18 protein-coding genes and 1 tRNA gene are annotated in these 22,243 nt (G+C 52.3%); 18 read left to right on the top strand and 1 reads right to left on the bottom strand.

The annotated features are described in order from the left end of the window. Window positions 1-34: 34 nt before the first annotated feature. The 17 genes from ACFOSD_RS08125 (at window position 35) to ACFOSD_RS08205 (ending at window position 19,316) form a co-directional block, all read left to right on the top strand. Entirely contained in the window at window positions 35-958 is a 924-nt protein-coding gene (locus ACFOSD_RS08125; protein WP_380695347.1) for an AAA family ATPase, read from the top strand. After that, a complete protein-coding gene (locus tag ACFOSD_RS08130) occupies window positions 948-1,955 on the top strand; it encodes a DUF58 domain-containing protein (RefSeq protein ID WP_380695349.1) in 1,008 nt (335 codons plus the stop codon). The genes ACFOSD_RS08125 and ACFOSD_RS08130 overlap by 11 nt, the downstream gene beginning before the upstream one ends. Beyond that, window positions 1,948-4,056, top strand: a complete 2,109-nt coding sequence (locus ACFOSD_RS08135) for a transglutaminase family protein (RefSeq protein WP_380695351.1) — start codon at window positions 1,948-1,950, stop codon at window positions 4,054-4,056. Before ACFOSD_RS08130 ends, ACFOSD_RS08135 begins: the two co-directional genes overlap by 8 nt. Then, a complete protein-coding gene (locus ACFOSD_RS08140; protein WP_380695353.1) occupies window positions 4,037-5,656 on the top strand; it encodes a GGDEF domain-containing protein in 1,620 nt (539 codons plus the stop codon). Before ACFOSD_RS08135 ends, ACFOSD_RS08140 begins: the two co-directional genes overlap by 20 nt. Before the next feature lie 97 nt (window positions 5,657-5,753). Then, complete coding sequence (gene gltX / locus ACFOSD_RS08145; RefSeq protein ID WP_380695355.1) at window positions 5,754-7,250, top strand: glutamate--tRNA ligase; 1,497 nt, start codon at window positions 5,754-5,756, stop codon at window positions 7,248-7,250. 128 nt (window positions 7,251-7,378) lie between these two features. Then, window positions 7,379-8,887 carry a putative bifunctional diguanylate cyclase/phosphodiesterase gene (locus tag ACFOSD_RS08150; RefSeq protein WP_380695357.1) on the top strand — a complete coding sequence of 503 codons (1,509 nt, stop codon included), beginning with the start codon at window positions 7,379-7,381 and terminating at the stop codon, window positions 8,885-8,887. Between the two features lie 163 nt (window positions 8,888-9,050). Then, complete coding sequence (gene rpsP / locus ACFOSD_RS08155; RefSeq protein ID WP_380695359.1) at window positions 9,051-9,299, top strand: 30S ribosomal protein S16; 249 nt, start codon at window positions 9,051-9,053, stop codon at window positions 9,297-9,299. Window positions 9,300-9,326: 27 nt separating this feature from the next. Then, window positions 9,327-9,860 carry a ribosome maturation factor RimM gene (rimM, locus tag ACFOSD_RS08160; RefSeq protein WP_380697250.1) on the top strand — a complete coding sequence of 178 codons (534 nt, stop codon included), beginning with the start codon at window positions 9,327-9,329 and terminating at the stop codon, window positions 9,858-9,860. Window positions 9,861-9,868: 8 nt separating this feature from the next. Further along, window positions 9,869-10,627, top strand: coding sequence for a tRNA (guanosine(37)-N1)-methyltransferase TrmD (gene trmD / locus ACFOSD_RS08165; protein ID WP_380695361.1), 759 nt, complete (start codon window positions 9,869-9,871; stop codon window positions 10,625-10,627). An 11-nt stretch (window positions 10,628-10,638) separates the two neighbouring features. Beyond that, window positions 10,639-10,995, top strand: a complete 357-nt coding sequence (rplS, locus tag ACFOSD_RS08170; protein ID WP_380695363.1) for a 50S ribosomal protein L19 — start codon at window positions 10,639-10,641, stop codon at window positions 10,993-10,995. A 271-nt stretch (window positions 10,996-11,266) separates the two neighbouring features. Next, window positions 11,267-12,565: a homoserine dehydrogenase gene (locus tag ACFOSD_RS08175; protein WP_380695365.1), complete on the top strand. Its 1,299-nt coding sequence runs from the start codon at window positions 11,267-11,269 to the stop codon at window positions 12,563-12,565. Between the two features lie 29 nt (window positions 12,566-12,594). Continuing rightward, window positions 12,595-13,989: a threonine synthase gene (gene thrC, locus ACFOSD_RS08180; protein ID WP_380695367.1), complete on the top strand. Its 1,395-nt coding sequence runs from the start codon at window positions 12,595-12,597 to the stop codon at window positions 13,987-13,989. Continuing rightward, window positions 13,990-15,747 carry a single-stranded-DNA-specific exonuclease RecJ gene (gene recJ / locus ACFOSD_RS08185; protein ID WP_380695369.1) on the top strand — a complete coding sequence of 586 codons (1,758 nt, stop codon included), beginning with the start codon at window positions 13,990-13,992 and terminating at the stop codon, window positions 15,745-15,747. A gap of 89 nt (window positions 15,748-15,836) precedes the next feature. Then, a protein-coding gene (gene prfB / locus ACFOSD_RS08190; RefSeq protein ID WP_380695371.1) for a peptide chain release factor 2 occupies window positions 15,837-16,932 on the top strand; the annotation gives its coding sequence in 2 pieces (ribosomal slippage) (window positions 15,837-15,908 and window positions 15,910-16,932; 1,095 coding nt in all). Between the two features lie 15 nt (window positions 16,933-16,947). After that, entirely contained in the window at window positions 16,948-18,459 is a 1,512-nt protein-coding gene (gene lysS, locus ACFOSD_RS08195) for a lysine--tRNA ligase (protein WP_380695373.1), read from the top strand. Window positions 18,460-18,688: 229 nt separating this feature from the next. Beyond that, the gene (locus ACFOSD_RS08200) at window positions 18,689-19,144 is read left to right on the top strand and encodes a hypothetical protein (RefSeq protein ID WP_380695375.1); all 456 of its coding nucleotides are present in this window, start codon (window positions 18,689-18,691) and stop codon (window positions 19,142-19,144) included. Window positions 19,145-19,240: 96 nt separating this feature from the next. Next, window positions 19,241-19,316, top strand: a tRNA-Ala gene (locus ACFOSD_RS08205). 59 nt (window positions 19,317-19,375) lie between these two features. Here ACFOSD_RS08205 and ACFOSD_RS08210 read toward each other — a convergent pair. Continuing rightward, entirely contained in the window at window positions 19,376-21,151 is a 1,776-nt protein-coding gene (locus tag ACFOSD_RS08210; RefSeq protein WP_380695377.1) for an SLC13 family permease, read from the bottom strand. A gap of 243 nt (window positions 21,152-21,394) precedes the next feature. Here ACFOSD_RS08210 and ACFOSD_RS08215 point away from each other — a divergent pair, with 243 nt between their 5' ends. Next, on the top strand, window positions 21,395-22,219 hold the full coding sequence (locus ACFOSD_RS08215; RefSeq protein WP_380695379.1) for an HAD-IIB family hydrolase: 825 nt from the start codon (window positions 21,395-21,397) through the stop codon (window positions 22,217-22,219). Window positions 22,220-22,243 lie beyond the last annotated feature (24 nt).

The following is a 22,243-nucleotide window of genomic DNA, read 5'->3' on the forward strand; positions in this document are numbered from 1 at the left end:
GGGTTCCGGTGCGACGTCCTAACACGAGGGAATTATGACGGCGCACACTTTACTCATTCCGCAAGCTATTTCAGCCTTAGAGTCGGTGATTCTCGGTAAGCCCCAACAGGTTCGGCTGGCACTGGCGACCGTTTTGGCGGGTGGGCACTTGTTGTTGGAAGATGTGCCGGGTGTGGGGAAAACCACGCTCAGCCATGCTCTGGCGCAGGTTCTGGGCTTGTCTTTCTGCCGCGTACAGTTCACCGCTGATATGATGCCGGCGGATCTTCTTGGTGGTGCCATGTTCCGCCCCGATACACACAGTTTTTCTGTGGTTAAAGGCCCCATCTTTACGCAGGTGTTGTTGGCCGATGAATTGAATCGAGCCTCGGCCAAGGCCCAGTCTGCGTTATTGGAAGCCATGGAAGAGCGCCAGGTAAGCTTGGATGGCGAAACCTTTGCCCTGCCTGATCCCTTTCTGGTCATTGCGACGCAAAATCCATTGTCGATGGCAGGAACACACCCGTTGCCGGAATCACAATTGGATCGTTTTCTGCTGTCCATGCGACTGGGCTATCCCTCTGCTGAGGCCGAGCGTGCGCTGTTGCGCGGCGATGGTACGCAGCGACATTGGCGTGACATCACGGCGGTGATCGAGGGGATGCAATTGCGTGCCCTGCAAGCACACGTCTTAACGGTCCATCTCAGTGACGCACTGCTCGACTATGTACAACGGTTGATCATAGCGACCCGGCAATTGTCCGCCAGTGTTTTAGGTTTATCGCCCCGTGCGGCCGTAGGGTTGGTCCGGTGTGCCCAGGCTTGGGCCTTAATGGACCAGCGCGACTATGTGCAGCCGGATGATATTCAGGCTGTGTTTGTGCCGGTGTGCCAGCATCGGCTATACAGCCAGGAAGGTGTTTCTGGGCAGATGTTGGCCGAACAAGTGTTGGCCAGTACGCCGCTGCATGCACGTTGATGACGCTGTGCTGTCGCCTTGGGTAAGGATTCGACAGTGGGGAATACGTCAGTGGGCGCGCGCCATGGCGCAACGTATTCCTGCGCGCGCGGAGCAAGTGCTGGGACAACGCCAAATCTTTATTGTGCCTAATCGTTATGGTTTAGCCTTTCTCGGGCTGATCTTATTGATTTATGTGCTCGGCACCAATTACCAGAACAACCTCATGCTGGGTTTTGCTTTTTGGCTCCTGGCGCTCTTCGTTTTATCCATTCTGTTGACCTATCACAACTTGGCCGGGTTGCGTTTGCAAGCCGGGCCTGTCGCCATGGGGTGGGCAGATGATGCCCTAACGTATCAATGGTATGTCCAAGGCCAACGCGAACACTACGGTATCCTCATTCGTGCGCCGGAAGGTGCTTGGCAGAGCTTGCCGCATTTGGCGCCGTCGTCGCGAGAGACGGTGAAGGTCGTGCAACAGGTTCCCCGGCGGGGCGTTTATGCCGCACATCGTCAACGCGTAGAGTCGAGGTTCCCTTTTGGCTGGGTAACGGCGTGGACCTATTTTCAACCGGAGCAGACAGTGATTGTTTGGCCAAAATGTCGGGATCATGGCCGGGTGAGTCACGCCATCGGCGAATCGAGCAAAACAAACCTCGGACCGATGACGGCGCGCGAGGGTTGGAGTGCAGCGCGGCCGTATCAATTGGGCGACACACCACGCCAGGTCTTATGGCGACATTATGTTCGGCGCGGTGAATTGTTAGTGAAAGCCGCTGAACCACAGCAGAGGGCACCGCAACATCTGACGTTTGCCACGCTTGAAGATATGCCGCTGGAGCTGGCATTGGAGCAATTAGCGTTTTGGGTTCATGACAGTTTTGTGCATGATCGCCCGTGGTCATTGCGCCTCGATAAAGAATTTATACCGTTATCTTGTTCGCTTGACCATTATCATCTCAGTCTGACGGCATTGGCACGTTCTAGGTTACAACAAGAAGGGCTAGAGCATGTCTGAGTTGTCACAGCCTCTACCCGTCGTCGAACTTAATCCCGGGCCAAAAAAAGTATCGAACATGGTGTTGGTCGGTGCGGCTTGGTTGCGGGTGCGCAATTTACTGCATGTGGTGCAGGCGATGGTGGCCTTGCCAGCGTTCGTCATGTTGCCTGCGTGGTGGGTGGCGATGGTGCTGGGTGTCGTAGGGCTTTCCTGGTGGCGTGGCCGTCATCGCCAACGCCAGAACGAGGCGCTGTGGCCGTTCTGGTGGCCGGCGCTGTTGGTCATCGTATTGCCCGGCACGCTCCTGTGGTCGGGTCAGTCGCCGCTGGACTTGGCGTTCTATATTGCCTTGGCCTACCTCGGCGGCACACTGAAATTGCTGGAATTACGGACCTATCGGGATGTACTTTGGGTCACGTTTATGGCGTTGTTTGTTCTGGCGGTGTTCTTTTTGTTGGAACAAGGCATGTTGTATACCCTGTTTGTGGCGGTTGGTACATCGCTTTGCTTAGGTGCGTTGGTGCATGTGCATGCGCCCTTGGGCCTGCCTTGGCGCGCAGCATGGCAACAAGGCGGTCGCGCGCTCTTATGGGCCCTGCCGATGATGTTGCTGTTGTTCGTATTCTTCCCGCGCCTGCCGCCTTTATGGTCCATGCCGTTGCCGCAAGATCAGGCCCGTTCTGGCATCAGCAGTACCATGGCACCCGGTGACATTGCTGACCTCGCGATGTCGAATGCGTTAGCTTTCCGGGCTGAGTTCTCGGGAGCTGCCCCGTTGCCCGATGAACTTTATTGGCGCGTGCTGACGCTGACCCACTACGATGGACGACGTTGGTATCAGAGTCCGGCAGCCGGCAATGCATTGGGTTCGGCGTTGAGTTCTTCTTCAGTACCGTTGCAGCCGGTGGTGAACTCAGTGCAGTGGCAATATGAGTTATTGTTGGAGCCGACCGGGCAACCATGGGTGCCGGTGTTGGAGAATCTGATTTCTTTTTCCGCTGAGGCCCGTCGGTTAGCGGATCAGCGCTTGCTATGGCATGAACCCATCAACATGGCACAGCGATTAACCGGTATTGCAGCGGCTGAGGTGATTTGGCAGGAGTCGCCTGAGGTGCTCGCACAAGCGCTACAATTGCCGGACGCCGGCATCACCGGCGCGGCGAACACTCGCCGCAATAACCCAAGAACTCATGCCTTGGCGGCGCAATTGTCGGGCGCGGCCGATACGCCGCAGGCCTATGTTACGGCGGTGCGAGAGTGGTTTCTTAATCAACCGTTCCGCTATACGTTGCAACCCGGTGCTATGTTAGGTCCGCATACCATAGATGACTTCTTATTGCGCGCACAATCGGGTTTTTGTGCGCATTTTGCGGAGGCGTTCGTGTTTTTGATGCGTGCTGCGGGTATCCCGGCGCGCGTAGTGGTAGGGTATCAAGGCGGTCAGCTCAGTTCGGACGAACGCTATTGGCGTGTCCGTCAGCGTGACGCGCACGCATGGGCAGAGGTCTGGTTAGGCGGTGCTTGGGTACGTATTGACCCCACGGCATGGGTAGCACCAGAGCGTATTCAAGGGAGTATGACCGAGGAGTTGTTGGCACTGGACGAGCGTGAATGGTGGTCGGCCAGTGCTTCGCCATTATGGCAGCGGCTGTTCTGGCGCTGGGATCGTGTGCAATACCAATGGCAGCGCTGGGTGGTGAATTTTTCCGCGGCAGACCGGCAAGGCTGGGGCTTTTTAGCGTGGTTTAAGGCACATGCTCAAACGGTAGCGATTATTTCTGCCATACTCTTCCTGTCAGTGTTCGGAACTTGGTATATTGCGCGATGGCGCAGAGAAAACAATAACAGCAGAACGCTGCGCAGATTAGAGCACCAGGCTCGCACAGCCTGTTTGCGTTGTAGACCAGATTTACCCGAAAACGAAGGCTTGACCCATTGGGCTATACACTTAAGGGGCACCCATCCCGAGCTGGCGCAGGATTTAGCTGAGTTTGCACAGGTATTTTTGGCGCTGTGTTACGGTAGGCCGTCAAACCAACAGGGCGAGCGTTTACGGACAGCTCGAGAATACTTGCAGCATTTACAGCGACGAGTAAAGCATGAAAGAAATAGCCGATGACAAGGAGCGTGTAAAAGAACTCCAGATGCACTTTGGGCGTCGGGTAATCAGTGATGCTCGCGCTCTGGTAGAGCAATGGTTCAGTTTGCGCGAGCAGCACTGGCAAGCGGATTGGTATCATCAGTTCAGCAGCAAGTTGCAGCGTTTGGAAAAATCGGCGCAACGCTATGAACAGCCTAATTTGGCCCGTATTGCCGCTGACATTCGCGGTATCTTTGAACAGTGCGATATGGCGCGCGCACCCAAGAGTCAAATGATCGCGGCCTTGGCGGACCACATCAGTCAGTTAACCCAGGTCGCCGCACGACATACCGACCCGAATTCAACCGCAAAACTGGCGTTTATTCGTCAGGATGTTTATGTGGCGATCGCCGATGCAGAGATGGCCGAATCGGTATTGCAACAGCTGGAATCCTTTGGGATTCACGCCGAAATCACGGCGGACCCGGACAGTTTGCAGCGGGCGCGCGCCTATCGGCGACCCTTGGCGGTTGTGATCGATTTCAACTTCTTTGCCCATGAAGGCGGTTTGGCCCTGATGGAACGGCTGCAACATGATCAGCAACGGAAAATACCGGCCATTTTCTATTTGCGTGAAGAGCCCAGTATGGCGCAGCGGTTGGCCGCGATTCGTGTGGGTGGACAAGGCTTCATCAATAATGATGTGTCGCTCATGCGTACGGTCGAGAAGTTGGAGCGCGATGCGCACAGCCGTGTACCCGATCCGTATCGGGTGTTGATTGTGGATGACTCCAAAACCCAATCGATGCACGCCGCACAAATTCTGAACGCCGTGGGCATCATTACGGAAGCGGTGTTTGATCCCTTGACGTTGTTTGAACACATCGACGACTTTCAGCCGGACATGATTCTAATGGACATGTACATGCCGCAATGTAACGGTGTGGAATTGGCCACCGTGTTGCGGCAGCTACCCCAATATGACCGTATTCCGATTATCTTCCTTTCAGCCGAAGAGGACGTCGCCAAACAGATGGCAGCGATGGCAGAAGGTGGAGATGATTTTCTCACCAAGCCAGTGCGACCGGAAATTCTGGTGGCCACGGTGCAGCATCGCTGCAAACGAAATCGTGCCATGCGGACGTGGATGGAGCGCGATAGCCTGACCGGACTGTATGACCATAGCCACATTCTGCAACGGTTACAGGCTGAGCTGCACCGCGCCGAGCGGCAGAAAACACACCTGTCATTTGCCATGATCGATTTGGACAAATTCAAAGCGGTGAACGATACCTATGGCCACCCGGCCGGTGACCGCGTACTGAAAAACCTCTCCTTGTTACTGCGCCAACGCTTGCGCAAAACCGATATTATCGGGCGTTATGGTGGCGAAGAGTTTGTGGTGATTCTGCCTGAGACGGATGCGGAACATGCTCGACAAGTGATGACGGAATTGTTACATGCGTTTAAAGACGTTCGTCATCCGGTCGGGGAGAAGGACATTCAGTGCAGCTTCAGCAGCGGTGTGGCGCAATGGATACCAGGCGAAGCGGCCTCTGATTTATCCGTCCGCGCCGATACGGCACTGTATGCCGCGAAAGAGCAAGGTCGTTCAAGGGTTGAAGTATCCCAACCATAACCACCCTCGCTTTAGTGCGCGTCCTTCCTTATAATGCGCGGTCACATTGAAGCCAGCGCCCGCTGGCTCGTCATCAGATCGGAGTTTAAGAGGATTCATGGCTAAAATCCGTACTCGTGTTGCGCCATCGCCAACCGGCGACCCGCACGTAGGCACCGCATACATTGCATTGTTCAACCGCGCCTTTGCGAAAAGCCAAGGCGGTGAGTTCATTCTGCGTATTGAAGATACCGACCAGCAACGCAGCACGCCAGAATCGGAACAGGCCATTTTGAATGCCTTGCAATGGATGGGCTTGACGTGGGATGAAGGCCCGGATATCGGTGGACCTCACGGCCCCTACCGGCAGAGTGATCGTTCGGATATTTACAAGCAATACGCTGATCAACTGATTGAACAGGGTCATGCGTTTCATTGTTTCTGTACGTCCGAGCGTCTCGATGCGATGCGTCGTCAACAGCGCTTGAATGGTCAGCCACCCGGGTATGACGGTCGTTGTAAAGGCTTGACGAAAGAGCAGGTAGCCGAGCGCCATGCCGCCGGTGAGAAGTCCGTGGTACGGATGGACGTTCCGCGTGAGGGCGCCTGTGAAGTGCGCGACATGCTGCGCGACCCCATTGAGATCGAGTGGAAACAAGTCGACATGCAGGTGCTGTTAAAGTCGGACGGCCTGCCAAGCTATCACCTCGCCAATGTGGTAGACGACCACTTGATGGAAATTACTCACGTTATTCGCGGTGAAGAGTGGATTTCCTCGACGCCGAAACACATTTTGCTGTACCAGTATTTTGGTTGGGAAGCACCGCAGTTTTTCCACATGCCGTTGTTGCGTAATGCGGACAAATCGAAGTTATCGAAGCGTAAAAACCCAACATCGATCGATTATTACCGTCGCTTGGGTATCCTGCCAGAAGCCCTGCTGAATTACCTCGGTATGATGGGTTGGACCATGCCGGATGGTGAAGAGAAATTCACGCTGGATGAAATGGTGAACAATTTCGATATCAATCGGGTGTCTTTAGGGGGGCCGGTCTTTGATACCGAGAAGCTGGATTGGTTGAATGGTCGTTACCTGCGTGAGAGCCTCAGCGATGAAGAGTTTGCGCAGCGCCTGATGGATTGGGCTTACAACAAAGACTACATCATGCAGTTCCTGCCGTTGGTGCGCGAACGGGTTGAGCGTTTGAGTGATGTTGCGCCCTTAGCGGGCTTCTTTTTCGCCGGTATGCCGGCGATCAGCGCCGACGACTTTGCGCACAAGAAGATCGACGCCGAGCTGACACGCAAAATTTTACAACTCAGTTTGTGGAAGTTGGAAACCGAACGTCATTGGGATAAAGAGCATATTATGGCTGACGTAAAAGCCATTGGTGACCACCTCGGGGTGAAGCTCAAAGATGTATTGTTTCCGTTCTTTGTTGCCATCACCGGTTCACCACGCTCCGTATCCGTATTGGATGCCATGGTGATTCTTGGACCTGATATGGTACGCGCGCGCTTGCGTTTTGCGTTGGGCTTGTTCGATGCATTGTCTAAAAAAGAACTGAAGGCGTTGGAAGACGAATTCGCGGCCATCGGTCAATTCATGGATTAACGCCGACTGGATCAAAATCACCAAACCCCGGTATGGTCTTCGTGCCGGGGTTTTTTATTTTAGGTCTGCGCGTATTTTTCTGCTAACGTTAGAAAGTGACCAAAAGGTTAAGGCTCGGCAGAGTTCATATGTCATCAACCACTAAGACAGCGTTGCGCCTCGCACTCACCTATATCGTGATGGGGTCGCTGTGGATCCTGTTTTCAGACCGTGCCTTGGCGCTGTTCGTGCAAGATGCTGCGCAGCTTTCGCAGTTGCAAACCGCGAAGGGCTGGGCCTTTGTGTTGCTTACCGGGTTACTGTTTTTCGTCTTGGCACGCCGTGCGTTAACCCGTGAATTGGCCTTGTCGGAACGTGATGCGCTAACACAACTCTTGAATCGACACATGTTTCGACGCGAGCTGGACAATGAGTTGCGCTTGGCCGTGCAATCGGGTGAATATCTGACGTTACTGCACCTCAATATGGACGGCTTTCGACAGATCAACAACACCGCAGGGCAGGCTGTGGGTGATGAGTTACTGCGCCACGTGGCCGACGTACTGCGCGATCAATTTGATACACGCGCCGTTATCGGGCGTTTAGCAGGTGACGAGTTTGCGGTTTCTTTGCGTGGCTTGGCGTGGGATACCGAACTGGTGCCAGAGCTCAGCGCCATTCAACAGAAAATTTCGACCATTCGCTTGCCGGCGCATCCTTCTGTCGGTCTGACTTCATGCATTGGTGCAGCGCACTTTCCGGTGGATGGGTTGAACAGTAAAAGTTTGATGGCCGCCGCTGCGTTGGCCTTGGATGAGGCAAAACAACATGGGGTGGGTGAGTTTCGACTCTATAATCAGAACTACGGTGATGACGTTCATTCGCGCCAGCAATTGATTCTGGACTTTAAGACGGCGCTTGCGGAAGACGGGTTGTCGGTGGTTTACCAGCCACAAATCGATTGTCGCACACGACAGATATCCGGTGTGGAAGTACTGGTGCGTTGGATTCGAGAAGATGGAGTGGCCGTGCGACCTGACCAATTTATTCCTTTGGCCGAACAACAAGGGATGATTGGATTGGTGACTGATTTTGTCTGTCGCCAAGCGATACAAGAGCTTAAAGCTGCAAAATTGTTGGGCAGCGTTTTGCCTCGGGTATCGCTCAATATATCTGCCATGGATTTTAACGGCACGGAGTCGCTGAAGCGCTTTGTTTGCTTGTTTGCCGACCATGAGGTTGAGCCCTCCTGGATTCAGTTGGAAATTACTGAAACCGCGGTTATGAATAATGTGGAAGGATCGATTTCGGCGCTGCAAGGGTTGCGTGAACACGGCTTCCAAATATCCGTGGATGATTTCGGTACCGGGTATTCTTCTTTAAGCATGCTGCGCCGCCTGCCGGTGCAAGAACTCAAGATTGATCAATCCTTTATTCGGGATATCCCACACGACCATAATGATTGTTCTATTGTACGGACGATTTTGGCGATGTCGGCGGCCTTGGGGTTGCGCACCGTCGCAGAAGGTGTTGAAACCGATGCGCAGGCAGCGTTCTTGCTAGAGCACGTCTGTACCGAATTGCAAGGCTATCGTTTTGCGCGCCCGATGCCGATTGCTGACCTTGAGGCGTTTATCGCCACGTATCGCGCGGCTTGATTTCCCTCGTTGAACCCGTATAATCGCCGCTCCCGTGCTGTACCTGCATTTTCGGAGGCTGGTTACAGTATTTTTTTAATCCGGTTTTAGGGTTCGGGCACACATAAACCCGGCAGCTAGAACGGTAGGTGATTTCAAAGCCTACCCCTGATAGGAGGACGCGATGGTAGTTATACGTTTAGCACGAGGCGGCTCTAAAAAGCGCCCATTTTACCACTTGACCGTTGCAGATAGCCGTCGTCCACGTGATGGACGTCATATCGAGCAAATCGGTTTCTTTAATCCAATTGCCCGTGGTCAGGAAGAGCGCTTGCGCATCGCCCTCGATCGCGTCGACTATTGGGTAGGTAAAGGCGCTCAGCCGTCTGAGCGTGTTAGTCAACTCATTAAAGAGTTCAAAAAATCCGCATGATCTGCTGAATGCGGGGCGTAAGAAGTGATGCAGCATAAGCCAACGGACCTCATTACTCTGGGCAAAATAACATCGGTTTACGGTGTGCGCGGGTGGGTGAAGATCTTTTCTCATACCGATCCAATGGATCAGATTCTCGATTACGAGCGCTGGTTTATTGAACGTGATGGGGAACGTCGTTGGGTGAATGTAGACCGGGGAAAATCCCATGGCAAAGGCATGATCGCACATATCCAAGGTGTTGATGATCGGGCTGGCGCTGAAGCCTTGGCTGGGTTCGAGATTAAAATTGAACGCAGCATGCTACCTAAGCTGGATGACGGCGATTATTACTGGTGGCAATTGGAAGGCTTGGCCGTGGAAACGGTTGATGGGGTAGCACTGGGTCGTGTGCATCATATGATGAGTGCTGGTCGTGCGAACGATGTCATGGTGGTGCAAAGTGAACGGCCTGATGACAGCCAGCAAGAGCGCTTGATTCCGTATTTATGGGAGCAAGTGGTTAAGTCAGTAGACCTCGACCGTGGCATGATCACGGTTGATTGGGATCCGGAGTTTTAACCGGATTCATGAAGTGGATAGGTATTGTCAGTTTATTTCCTGAGATGTTTCAGGCCATTACCGAATACGGTGTGACCGGCAGAGCAGTAAAAAATGAACTGGTGACACTGAATTTCTGGGACCCGCGTGATTTCACAACGGACCGCCATCGTACTGTAGATGACCGACCTTTCGGGGGCGGGCCAGGTATGGTGATGAAATTCGAACCATTGCGCGACGCCATTCGGGCGGCCAAGCAAGCGGCAGGAGCGGGTGTAACCACCATTTACTTGTCGCCGCAGGGTACGCCGCTGACGCAGTCAGGCGTGGAGTCGTTGGCACAACGCGGTAACTTGATATTGGTCTGTGGCCGATATGAAGGGATCGACGAGCGGATCATTCAGTCCGAAGTGGATGAAGAATGGTCGGTGGGAGATTTTGTGCTGAGTGGTGGTGAGTTGGCAGCTATGGCCATGATTGACTCGGTGATCCGTTTGGTTCCCGGGGCACTAGGGCACGAACTGTCGGCAGTGGAAGATTCGTTCACCGATGGGTTACTGGATTGTCCTCATTATACGCGTCCTGAAGAGATCGATGGAATTCGGGTGCCAGAGGTGTTGTTGAGTGGGAATCACGCGTTGATTCGACGCTGGCGGCGCAAAGAAGCACTCGGTAGAACTTGGTTAAAACGTCCGGATTTGTTAGCAGTAACCGCTCTAACGCCGGAAGATACAGCCTTGTTGGGTGAGTTTCAGCGGGATTACGCTGCAAACGGCACCAAGCCATAGGAGCCATGATTATGAGCAACAAAAATTTGATCATTCAGCAGATCGAAGCTGAGCAAATGGGTAAAGAAATTCCGGAATTCGGCACCGGTGACACTGTGATCGTGCAGGTTAAAGTTGTTGAAGGTACGCGTGAGCGTCTGCAGGCTTATGAAGGTGTAGTGATTGGCAAGCGTAACCGCGGCCTGAACTCTGCTTTCACAGTGCGCAAGATTTCTCACGGTGTGGGTGTTGAGCGTTCTTTTCAGACGTACAGCCCTGTTGTAGACAGCATTCAAGTTGTGCGTCGCGGTGACGTGCGCAAAGCTAAGCTGTACTACTTGCGTGAGCGTTCTGGTAAGAGCGCGCGTATCAAGGAAAAATTGGGTTAATTCGTTAACACTTTTTCATCAAAAGGCGACTTCGGTCGCCTTTTTTTATGGAAAGTAGCTTATGCGGGCTTTCGGGGTATGCCTACGCCCGCTGCATCATCCCATGATGTCGGCATGATTCGAGCTTTCGAAATATTCCCAATTTTGCAACGGATCAAAGATTGTTATTCCCCACAGGGTATGTCCACTCAGATTGACAGCAAGCCACGAAACACGTATGTTTTCGGCTCAATTTTTCCCTTGCAAAATCAATTCGGAAGGAAGGTCTCCCTTGAAACGCGTCAACATCGGAATATGCGGTCTGGGTACTGTGGGCAGCGGTACATTCAATGTATTAACCAGAAACCAGGAGACCATCAGCCGTCGCGCTGGCCGTGATATTCAGATTACGCACATTGGGGCTCGGCGCGATAACCCGGCCAGCCATACTGCGGGCTATAACGTATCCCGTGATGTTTTTGATGTGGTGCGTGATCCGGAGGTGCAGATTGTCGTTGAGCTGATCGGCGGCACGTCGGTGGCCAAAGACTTGGTGTTAGAAGCCATTGCCAATGGCAAGCATGTGGTTACGGCCAATAAGGCGCTGATTGCACTGCACGGTAATGAAATTTTCCAAGCGGCAGAAGCCAAGGGCGTGACCGTAGCGTTTGAAGCGGCGGTAGCGGGTGGTATTCCAGTCATAAAGGCTTTGCGCGAAGGCTTGGTGGCCAATGAAGTAAACTGGTTGGCTGGCATAATCAATGGCACAGGCAATTTCATTCTGACCGAAATGCGCGAAAAAGGCCGGGCATTCCTGGATGTGTTGGCCGAAGCGCAAGAATTGGGTTATGCCGAAGCCGACCCCACCTTTGACGTAGAAGGTATTGATGCGGCGCATAAGCTGACCATTTTGGCGTCCATCGCTTATGGTGTGCCGTTGCAGTTTGAAAGCGTGTATACCGAGGGTATTACGCAGATCACTCAAGACGATGTGCAGTACGCTGAAGAATTAGGCTACCGCATCAAACACTTGGGCATTGCCAAGCGTGGTCAAGACGGCGTGGAAATGCGTGTGCATCCGACCTTGGTGCCTGAGCAGCGGTTGTTGGCGAACGTCAATGGCGTATTGAACGCGATTCTGGTACACGGCGATGCCGTGGGCCCAACCATGTATTACGGCCCGGGTGCCGGTGCGGAAGCGACCGCCAGTTCGGTGATTGCCGACATCGTGGACGTGGCACGCGAAGTTGACTTGGCACACCCGGTGCCGCATTTGGGTTATCACCGTGGCGCGGAAGGCTTGAAAGTATTGCCGATGGCTGAAGTGGTAACGAGCTATTATCTGCGTCTGCAAGTGACTGATGAAGTCGGTGTGATGGCGCGCATTGCCAATATTTTGAGTGATAACGAGATCAATATCGAAGCCATTATTCAGAAAGAGCCACAGCCGAGTGATGACACCGTGCCGCTGATCTTGCTGACCCAGCGCGTGCAAGAGCAAAAAATGAATAAGGCCATCACTGAGCTGGAAGGACAGACGTCGGTTATCGGTAAGGTCACCCGTATACGCGTGGAACAGCTCGACGGTTAATTCAAATTCAGTCTTAAGAGAACGTGACAGTGAAATACATCAGTACTCGTGGACAAGCCCCTGTGTTGGGGTTTGAGGAAGTCTTGCTGACCGGCTTAGCCACCGACGGTGGCTTATATGTGCCAGAAACTTTGCCGCATTATTCGCTGGAAGAGATTCGTAGCTGGCGCGAGCTGCCATACGACGAATTGGCGTATAAGATCATTCAGCCTTTTGTGGCCGAGTTTATTGATGGCGATGAATTACGCGCCATGCTGAAGGACACCTACGCCGGGTTTGCGCACAAAGCAGTAGTGCCTGTGCAGCAGATCGATCATAACGAGTACGTGATGGAGTTGTTTCACGGGCCTACGTTGGCGTTTAAAGACTTTGCGCTGCAATTATTGGGTCGCTTGTTGGACCATGCTCTGCAGAAACGTGGCGAGAAAGCGGTGATTATGGGGGCGACTTCCGGTGATACCGGTTCTGCGGCCATTGAAGGGTGCCGTCGCTGTAACAACATCGATATTTTTATTCTGCATCCGCATCAGCGGGTATCCGAAGTGCAGCGCCGTCAAATGACGACGGTGTTGGGCGATAATATTTTCAATTTGGCGGTTGAAGGCAACTTCGATGACTGCCAACGCATGGTAAAAGAAAGCTTTTCCGATCAATCATTTTTGCGCGGTGAGCGGCGGTTGGTGGCGGTGAATTCCATTAATTGGGCGCGCATCATGGCGCAAATCGTCTACTACTTCTATGCGGCGCTGAACTTGGGCGCGCCGGATCGTAAAATGGCCTTTTCTGTACCCACGGGCAATTTTGGCGACATTTTTGCCGGTTACTTGGCCATGCAAATGGGTTTACCGATTGACCAATTGGTGATTGCGACGAACAAAAACGATGTGCTGCATCGGGTGATGAGCCAAAACCAATACGAAGCGCTGCCGTTAGAGCATACCTTGTCACCGAGCATGGACATTGTGGTGTCGTCAAATTTTGAACGTTTATTGTTTGATTTATACGACCGTGACGGTGCTGCCATTGCACAGCTTATGAAGGACATGGCCAGTGGCCAAGCCACCTTAGATGTGGCGAAGTTGGATAAGGCACGCATTGTGTTCGATAGCGCCTGTGTGGACGATGATGAAACCTGTGCGACCATTCGTCAGGTGCATGCAGAAACCGGCTATTTGTTGGACCCGCACACCGCCATTGGCGTACATGCCGCGCGGGCAACGCGGCGCGATATGCGCGTGCCAATGATTACCTTAGGCACCGCTCATCCGGTAAAATTTGCCGAAGCCGTGCAGAAATCCGGTTTAGAATCGCCTGCCTTACCGCATCATTTGGCCGACTTGTTAAGCCGTGCCGAGCGCTACGACGTACTACCAAATGATCGTAACACGGTGCATGCCTATATGGTGGAGCGGGTATTCGGCTGAATGCGCCTCCAGCGACTAAGCCAACGTACCGCACCAACCGCAGCACTGCATTTTCCTGGGCTCTCACCATTAGCGCAACGCATTCTTGCTGCGCGTGGTTTGAGCGGCCCAGCGGATTCCTTAACCCTAGATCATTTATTGCCGCCTGATTCACTGAGGGGCATCAATGAGGCGGCTTCCTTGTTGCTGTCGGTGATCCAGCAAGGCGGCCGCATCTTGGTCGTGGGTGATTATGATGTCGACGGCGCCACGGCCACTGCCTTAATGGTCGATTGTCTTGGTCGACACTTCGGTGCCAACATAGACTTTTTTATCCCCAATCGATTTGTGCATGGTTATGGACTGTCGCCGGCCATAGTGGCGGACATTGCCCAGTCACCTGACGGTATCCCTGATCTCCTAATCACGGTCGATAATGGCATCGCCAGCAATGCTGGTATTCGTGCCGCGCACGCCTTGGACATTAAAGTGTTGGTGACTGACCACCATTTGCCGGGCGATGAGCCCTGTATTGCCGATGTGGTGGTGAATCCGAATCAGCCGGATTGTGCGTTTCCCAGTAAGGTGGCTTGCGGTTGTACAGTGGCTTTTTATGTGTTGTCGGTGTTGCGCCAGCAGTCGGTTGAGTGGGTTGCGGAACAGGGTTTACCACCCGTTCGTTTGGGTGACTATTTAGATTTGGTGGCGCTGGCCACCGTGGCCGATGTGGTGCCGCTCGACGGAAACAACCGGATTTTAGTGGAGCAAGGGCTACGCCGTTTACGCCGGGGTGTAGCACGGCCAGGTGTGCTTGCACTACTGCAAGCGGCCGGTCGTGATCCGCGACAATTAAGCAGTCAGGACTTCGGTTTTGTGCTTGGACCTAGGCTAAATGCCGCCGGGCGAATGGATGACATGACCGTAGGGGTCGCTTGTTTGCTCACCCAAGATGCAGAAGAAGCCGCCGAGCTGGCCGCGTTATTGGAAGACCACAATCAAGCGCGTAAGCGGGTGCAAAGCACCATGGTGGATGCGGCACAACAGCAGTTGTTGAGCAGTGTCAATAATCTAGCCTTAGAAGAAGATCAACAATTGCTGGTGGTGTGGGATGAGCACTGGCATGAGGGCGTGGTGGGCTTGGTCGCTGGGCGGTTGAAGGAACGTTGGCATAAACCAGCGATTGCCCTATGTCCCAGCTTGGAGCAAAGTTCGCACGGATTATTGTACAAAGGCAGTGCGCGGTCCATTCCCGGGGTGCATATTCGTGATCTTCTGGCGTGGGTCCAGGCGCAGCACCCTGACATCATGGTGCGTTTTGGCGGTCATGCTATGGCGGCGGGCTTGACGCTGTACGCCGACAAGCTCGCAGCCTTTCAGGCAGCATTACAAGACGCCATGCGGGCGATGGTTGACCCCGAAGTTTTAGTGCCAGAGTTACAGCACGATGGCGCGTTGACGGCGGCCGAAATATCTTTGCTGCAAGCCGAAGAGCTGACCCAGCTGGGGCCATGGGGGCAAGGTTGCCCCGTACCGCTCTTTGTGAATCGTTTTCAGGTGCATCAGCATCGTTGGTTGGGTGGAAAACATTTGAAGCTCTCGGTGAGTATTGATGGATTGTTAGAGCCGATAGACGCGATTTGGTTCTTTTGCCCCTGGCCGCCGGAACAACACCCGCCCTCCGACATCCATCTCGCGTATGAGCTCTCGGTCAATGAATTCCGCGGGCAACGAACAGTGCAGCTACTGATTAAAACCGATATTGATGCAGCGCTCTTTTAGAGTGCTATAGGCAGTACAGGGCATATTTTGCTAGAATGCGCGGCGCTTTTTTGTTTGCGGAATTTTATTAATGATCAGGAGTGACGTCGGTGGAAGTCAACGGTATTAAAGAGTCTTTGAAAGATATTCGAGTACGTACGGACGTGCTCAGGGGGTATCTTTGACTACGCAGTAAAGAAAGAGCGACTGCAAGAGGTCGAGCTGGAACTCGGCGATGCCAAAATATGGGATAACCCCGACTATGCCCAGAAACTTGGGCAGGAACGCAGCGCTTTAGAGCATACAGTCGGCACCATTGATCAGTTGGATCAGGGCGTGGCCGATGTACAAGATTTGTTAGAGCTTGCGGTAGAAGAAGACGATCAAGATACGTTGACGGAAGTTGAGAACGACCTTAAGAAGTTATTCGCTTCGTTAGAAGAATTAGAGTTTCGCCGGATGTTCAGTGGTGAGATGGACATCAATAATGCTTACTTGGATATTCAATCTGGCAGTGGCGGTACAGAAGCGCAAGACTGGGCTGAAATGTTATTGCGCATGTATTTGCGCTGGTGTGAAGCCAATGGTTTTAAAGCGGATTTGATAGAAGCATCGGCTGGAGAAGTGGCCGGTATTAAAAGTGCAACCATTCATGTCCAAGGCGAATATGCATTTGGTTGGCTGCGTACGGAAACAGGTGTGCACCGTTTGGTACGTAAATCACCGTTTGACTCCGGTAACCGTCGCCATACGTCGTTTTCCTCCGTATTTGTGTCGCCTGAAGTCGATGACGATATAGATATTGAAATAAACCCGGCTGATTTGCGCATAGACGTTTATCGCGCCTCCGGGGCCGGTGGACAGCACGTTAACCGGACAGAATCGGCGGTGCGCATTACGCACCTGCCCACCGGTGTGGTTACCCAATGTCAGAATGACCGTTCACAGCACAAGAATAAAGACGTGGCCATGAAGATGCTAAAGGCCAAATTGTATGAGTTGGAACTCAAAAAGCGTAACGAAGCCGCACAGCAGTTGGAAGATTCCAAGTCGGACATTGGTTGGGGCAGTCAGATTCGCTCCTATGTATTGGATGACGCGCGCATTAAAGATTTGCGTACCGGGGTAGAAACCCGCAATACGCAAGCCGTGTTAGACGGCGGATTAAACCCATTTATTCAAGCCTCGTTGAAAAAAGGCTTGTAAGCAGGAAGAGTTCAGATGACCGATCAAACGCCAGAGCAATCCCTTAACCTCGATGAACAGCATGCCGAGCACAACCGTATTGTGGCACAGCGCCTGGAAAAACTCAGTGTGTTGAAAGAGCAGGGCAATGCTTACCCGAGTGACTTCCGCCGGACAGACTACGCCGCAGATTTGCAAGCAGCGTACAGTGCCAAAACCAAAGAAGAATTGGCCGAGTTGAACATTCCCGCAACGGTAGCCGGTCGTATTATGTTGAATCGCGGTGCCTTTATGGTGCTGCAGGATATGACTGGCCGTATTCAGTTGTACGTCAACCGCAAAGAATTACCGGCTGAGGTACTGGATGGTATTAAGAAATGGGACATGGGCGACATTGTGGGTGCCCAGGGTACCTTGCAGAAGTCCGGCAAAGGCGATTTGTATGTCGATATGCAAACGCCACGCTTATTGAATAAAACCATGCAGCCGCTGCCGGAGAAACATAAAGGTTTGGCGGATCAGGAAATGAAATATCGCCAGCGCTATGTTGACCTGATCGTTAACGAAGAAACGCGCCGTACCTTTCAAATCCGCGCCAAAATGATTGAAGGTATTCGCCGTTACTTAGGCGACCGTCACTTTATTGAAGCCGAAACGCCTATGCTACAGGTGATTCCAGGCGGAGCGTCAGCACGGCCCTTTACGACGCACCATAATGCGATGGACATTGATATGTACCTACGCATAGCACCGGAACTGTATTTGAAGCGGTTGGTGGTGGGTGGTTTTGAACGCGTATTTGAGATCAACCGCAATTTCCGAAATGAAGGTGTTTCGACACGCCATAATCCTGAATTTACCATGTTGGAGTTTTATCAAGCGTACGCTGATTACAATGACTTGATGGACTTAACTGAAGACTTGTTGCGTACACTGGCTAAGGATGTTCTGGGGTCTACAGACATCGTGTATCAAGGTGAAACCTATGACTTGAGCTTACCGTTCGAGCGCTTATCCATGCGGGACTCGGTGTTGAAATATAACCCCGATATAGCGCCGGAACAGTTGGATTCACTGTCGGCCTTGACGACACTGGCGAAAACGCTCCATATCCAAGTAAAACCTAATTGGGGTGCTGGAAAGCTATTGACTGAAGTGTTTGAGGCGACGGTAGAAGAAAAACTACGCGGTCCGGTATTTATTACCCAATACCCCGCTGAGGTATCGCCCTTGGCCCGCCGCAACGATCATAACCCGGACGTTACTGACCGTTTCGAATTCTTCTTGGGTGGCCGGGAAGTAGCGAATGGTTTCTCCGAGTTAAATGACCCGATAGATCAGGCCGAACGTTTTCGCGCGCAAGTGGCTGAAAAAGAATCGGGTGATGATGAGGCCATGTTCTATGATGCCGATTTCGTAAAAGCACTAGAATATGGATTACCACCGACCGCCGGTGAGGGTATTGGTATCGATCGTTTGGTGATGTTTTTTACGGACTCACCCTCGATAAAAGACGTGATATTGTTCCCGCACATGAAACCGCTGTAATAACGGCAGTAATAATTGTTCGCTGTTTACCGTTTAAAGGTAGACAGCGGATAATTGTATGCAGTATCTTTTGCCACGAAGTAATAGCTCACAGGACAACGATGTATTTTTTTCCTGAGAATTTGAGCGTGAATAGTCGTTTTTATTACATGATTGAATACCCAATTTCATCATCATGTCCCGAATTAAGTGATAACTACCAATCCTTGAGTGCAAGGGGAGAGCAATAATGTTTGTACAAGATATTGATAAGCAGATTGAAGACTATAAAGCCCGCATCGAGTCATTAGAGGCCGAGCGTGCTGCGCAAGCTAAAAAAATAGAAGGTTTTGATGCCTTTGAAGCGGCTATTGCAAAAGTCAGTGCCGATTATGGCGTAAGCCGCGATGAACTGTATATGTCGAAAGGCGATGAATTGGTGGAGTGGGTTAAATCAATGAGCAAATTGTCTCATCGCCCGGACGCCTACAATGATCTGAAAAGCTATTTTGCACGCGTCATTGGCCGCGAGGGCAATGCACCGAAAAAAGCATCCGCCAAGGCGACAGGTCCTAAGTTGGAAGTGGGTTCATACCGTAACCCGCACACCGGTGAAACCTTGGAAAAGATCAAGCGCAACCCGAAAGACTTGGATAACTGGATCAGCGAATACGGCCTCGACACCGTACAAAGCTGGAAGCTCTAAGGTAGATGCGTGGTGTCGCAACCTCTTGAATTAACAAGAAAAAGTTGTTGACACCACACGGGATGGCCCCTAATATACGCGCCATCCCAAGTTTACGGGGCTATAGCTCAGCTGGGAGAGCGCCTGCATGGCATGCAGGAGGTCAGCGGTTCGATCCCGCTTAGCTCCACCAATATAAAAACCCGATCATTAGCAATAATGATCGGGTTTTTTGTTTTGGCTGATGGCTATCTAAACCACCAACGGCATCCGCCATAGAATCAAGCCGATGACCGTTGCGCCGATCACCACATTCATCGGCAGGCCTAAACGCAGAAAGTCGGTAAAGCGGTAATTGCCCGGGCCATACACCATCATGTTGGTTTGGTACCCAAGTGGTGTCGCAAAGCTGGCGGAAGCGGCCATCATGATTGCCATAACAAAAGGCTCGGGGTTTAAACCTGCTTCGCCGGTGACAGCCAAAATGATCGGCAGCATTAATACTGCTGCAGCGTTATTGGTGATGGTTTCCGTGAGCAGTGACACCACCAAGTAGGTTAAGACCAGCAATAGCCATGGCCGCCCAGCACTCACAGCCACCGACCAACTGGCGATTTGGCTCGCCAGTCCGGTTTCCATGATGGCATTACCCAGCGCAAATGACGCCGCAATGGTCAGCAAAACGGATAAATCGAGGCTTTTCTGACCTTGTTCAAAGGAACAACAGCCAGCCAAGATCATGGCACCAGCACCGAGCAGCGCCGCATTTAACATGCTGGTGATGCCCAAGCTGGCTGCTAGGACCACACAGGCCAGGATGAGCCATGCCCATTTTGCCTGCTTGTGATTAGGGGATCGCTGTTCAAGATCATTGATCAGCAGAAAGTCACGTTGATAACGCTGTCGACTGACGAACGCAGGGCGTGCTTCCAGCAATAGCGTATCTCCGGGTGCCAGTTTGATTTGCCCCAAGTTACCGTTTAGTCGTTTGCCATTTCGAGCAACGGCTAACACCACGGCACCGTAGCGATCATGGAATCGGCAATCACGTATGGTTTGTCCTAAGCAGGTGCAACTGTGGCCTACCACGGCTTCGACCAAACTACGTTCTTCTCTTTGCTTCGATAGGGTAGCGCTGCCATCGCTGTTCATGCTGGGGCGAATGCCTGGAATGCGCAGTAACTCGGTAATGGCTTCGGTTTCGCCTGCGAATACCAAGGTATCATTGCCTCGTAAGCGCTCCTCCGAAGGCACCGCGGTGACTACGTTGCCATCTCGTTCAATTTCCACCAGATAGAGTTGCTGTAGGTGTCGTAAACCGGCAGCAACCACCGTTTTTCCGACTAATGGGCCTTGAGGGTCGATTTGCACTTCTACGGTGAATTCACGCACCTCATCCATTAACGGTGTGGCTTGACGGTTGGGCAGTAAGCGGGGAAACAGCAGCCACATAAAGAGACCGCCAACCACGGCAACTGGCAGGCCCAGCCATGTGATGGCAAAAATGGAGAAGCCCTCTGCGCCGGTCAGTAACTGATATTGGCCATTAACCACCAGATTCGTACTGGTGCCGATCAGTGTTACCGTGCCGCCGAGAATGGCTGCATAGCTGAGCGGCAACATGAGTTTGGAGGTGGGAATGTTGATCTGTTTTGACCATGCCCGAAGTGCCGGGATCATGGTCGCCACAACGGGCGTATTGTTCAAAAAACCACTCAGCGAAACAACCGGCAAGAAGATGCGCAGTAATGCCGCTCGAGTGGTTTTGGGACGTCCCATGGCGTGACGCACCACGCTGTCTATAGCGCCTGAATGATACATTCCGGCAGCAATGATGAACATGGCGGCTACCGTGATCATGCCCGGGTTGTTGAATCCACTCAACGCTTGGTCGGTCGATACGATACCGGATGTACTCAATACGGCAAGGGCAGCCAGCAACACCCAATGCGGCGCGACGCGGGTAAAGATGAGAGCCATTAAGGTGCTGAGCGTAATGGCTATCGTGGCATAGGCGGTCCAACTCATCGTGGTTCTCTGTTATTCGTCATGATCCGTAGAGTAGGGTACTTTTAATGGCAAATAAAATATTAAAAAAATAATTTATATTGCATTTGGTTATATGAGTTGCGAGCTAATACGGTATGAGGTGGCGAAAATTCATCAAATGTGCGACCATCGCGCGCACAAATATAATTCTTTCACCCCGCAGGCCCCGATTCTGTTAAAGGGTATTTAAAGCGGTGTGAGTGCACAGCAGGAGTTTTCATCGTGACCATTAAAGCAATTGTGCTGGATCTCGATTTCACCTTATTGAATCGTGAGCGTAAGGTGGGAAAGCGAACCTTGTCGCGTCTGATAGAAGCCTATCAACAAGGTTTTACGTTAATCATTGCCACCAGCCGCCCCATTCGAATTGTTCGTAATCTCGTGCCTGCTGAACTCTTGGAACTGACCACATTGATTACCCTGAACGGTGCCGTGGTGCACGAATTTACGCGTGATCATCAATGGCAAATGGCCTGTTTAGGTTTGGAAGCCCGGCATCTGGTGGCCGCATTACGTGAAACAGATCCACCGGTACAGATCACTGCCGAATGCTGGGGTGAGAATTTTGCCACGAATCGTGATTATTGTGCAGAAACCCTGTTGCAAAAACAGAATGCTACGCCTGCCATGCTGAAACAATTGGACGATATTGATTACGGCTGGTTGAGCAAGATTACGGCGGATGGACAAGGCCATTCATTAGAAGCACTGATGGCTTGGCAGGAAAATTATTCTGATTTCCGCTTTGTACCCACTGATGACTTCAAAGTGATCAATATTATTCCCACGGCAGTAGGAAAGTCGACCGCCGTGGAACGCGTGTTGGCGCGGTTGAACATTACGCCGGCTGAAACGGTTGCCTTTGGTGATGAAATTCCAGACATCCGCCTATTGGAACTGGTGGGTTTAGGCATAGCAATGGGTAACGCCAAGCCCGAAGTGAAAGCGGTCGCCGACTTGGTGATTGGGGACTGCGATGAGGACCCCATTGCCGACTTCTTGGATGTAACGCTGCTGCGTCAAACACCCAAGGTCCAAACCGCTTGACCGTGCATAGGCAATAACCTGCCA

The sequence above is a fragment of the Salinispirillum marinum genome (assembly GCF_042650105.1).
GTDB classification, from domain to species: Bacteria; Pseudomonadota; Gammaproteobacteria; order Pseudomonadales; family Natronospirillaceae; genus Salinispirillum; species Salinispirillum marinum.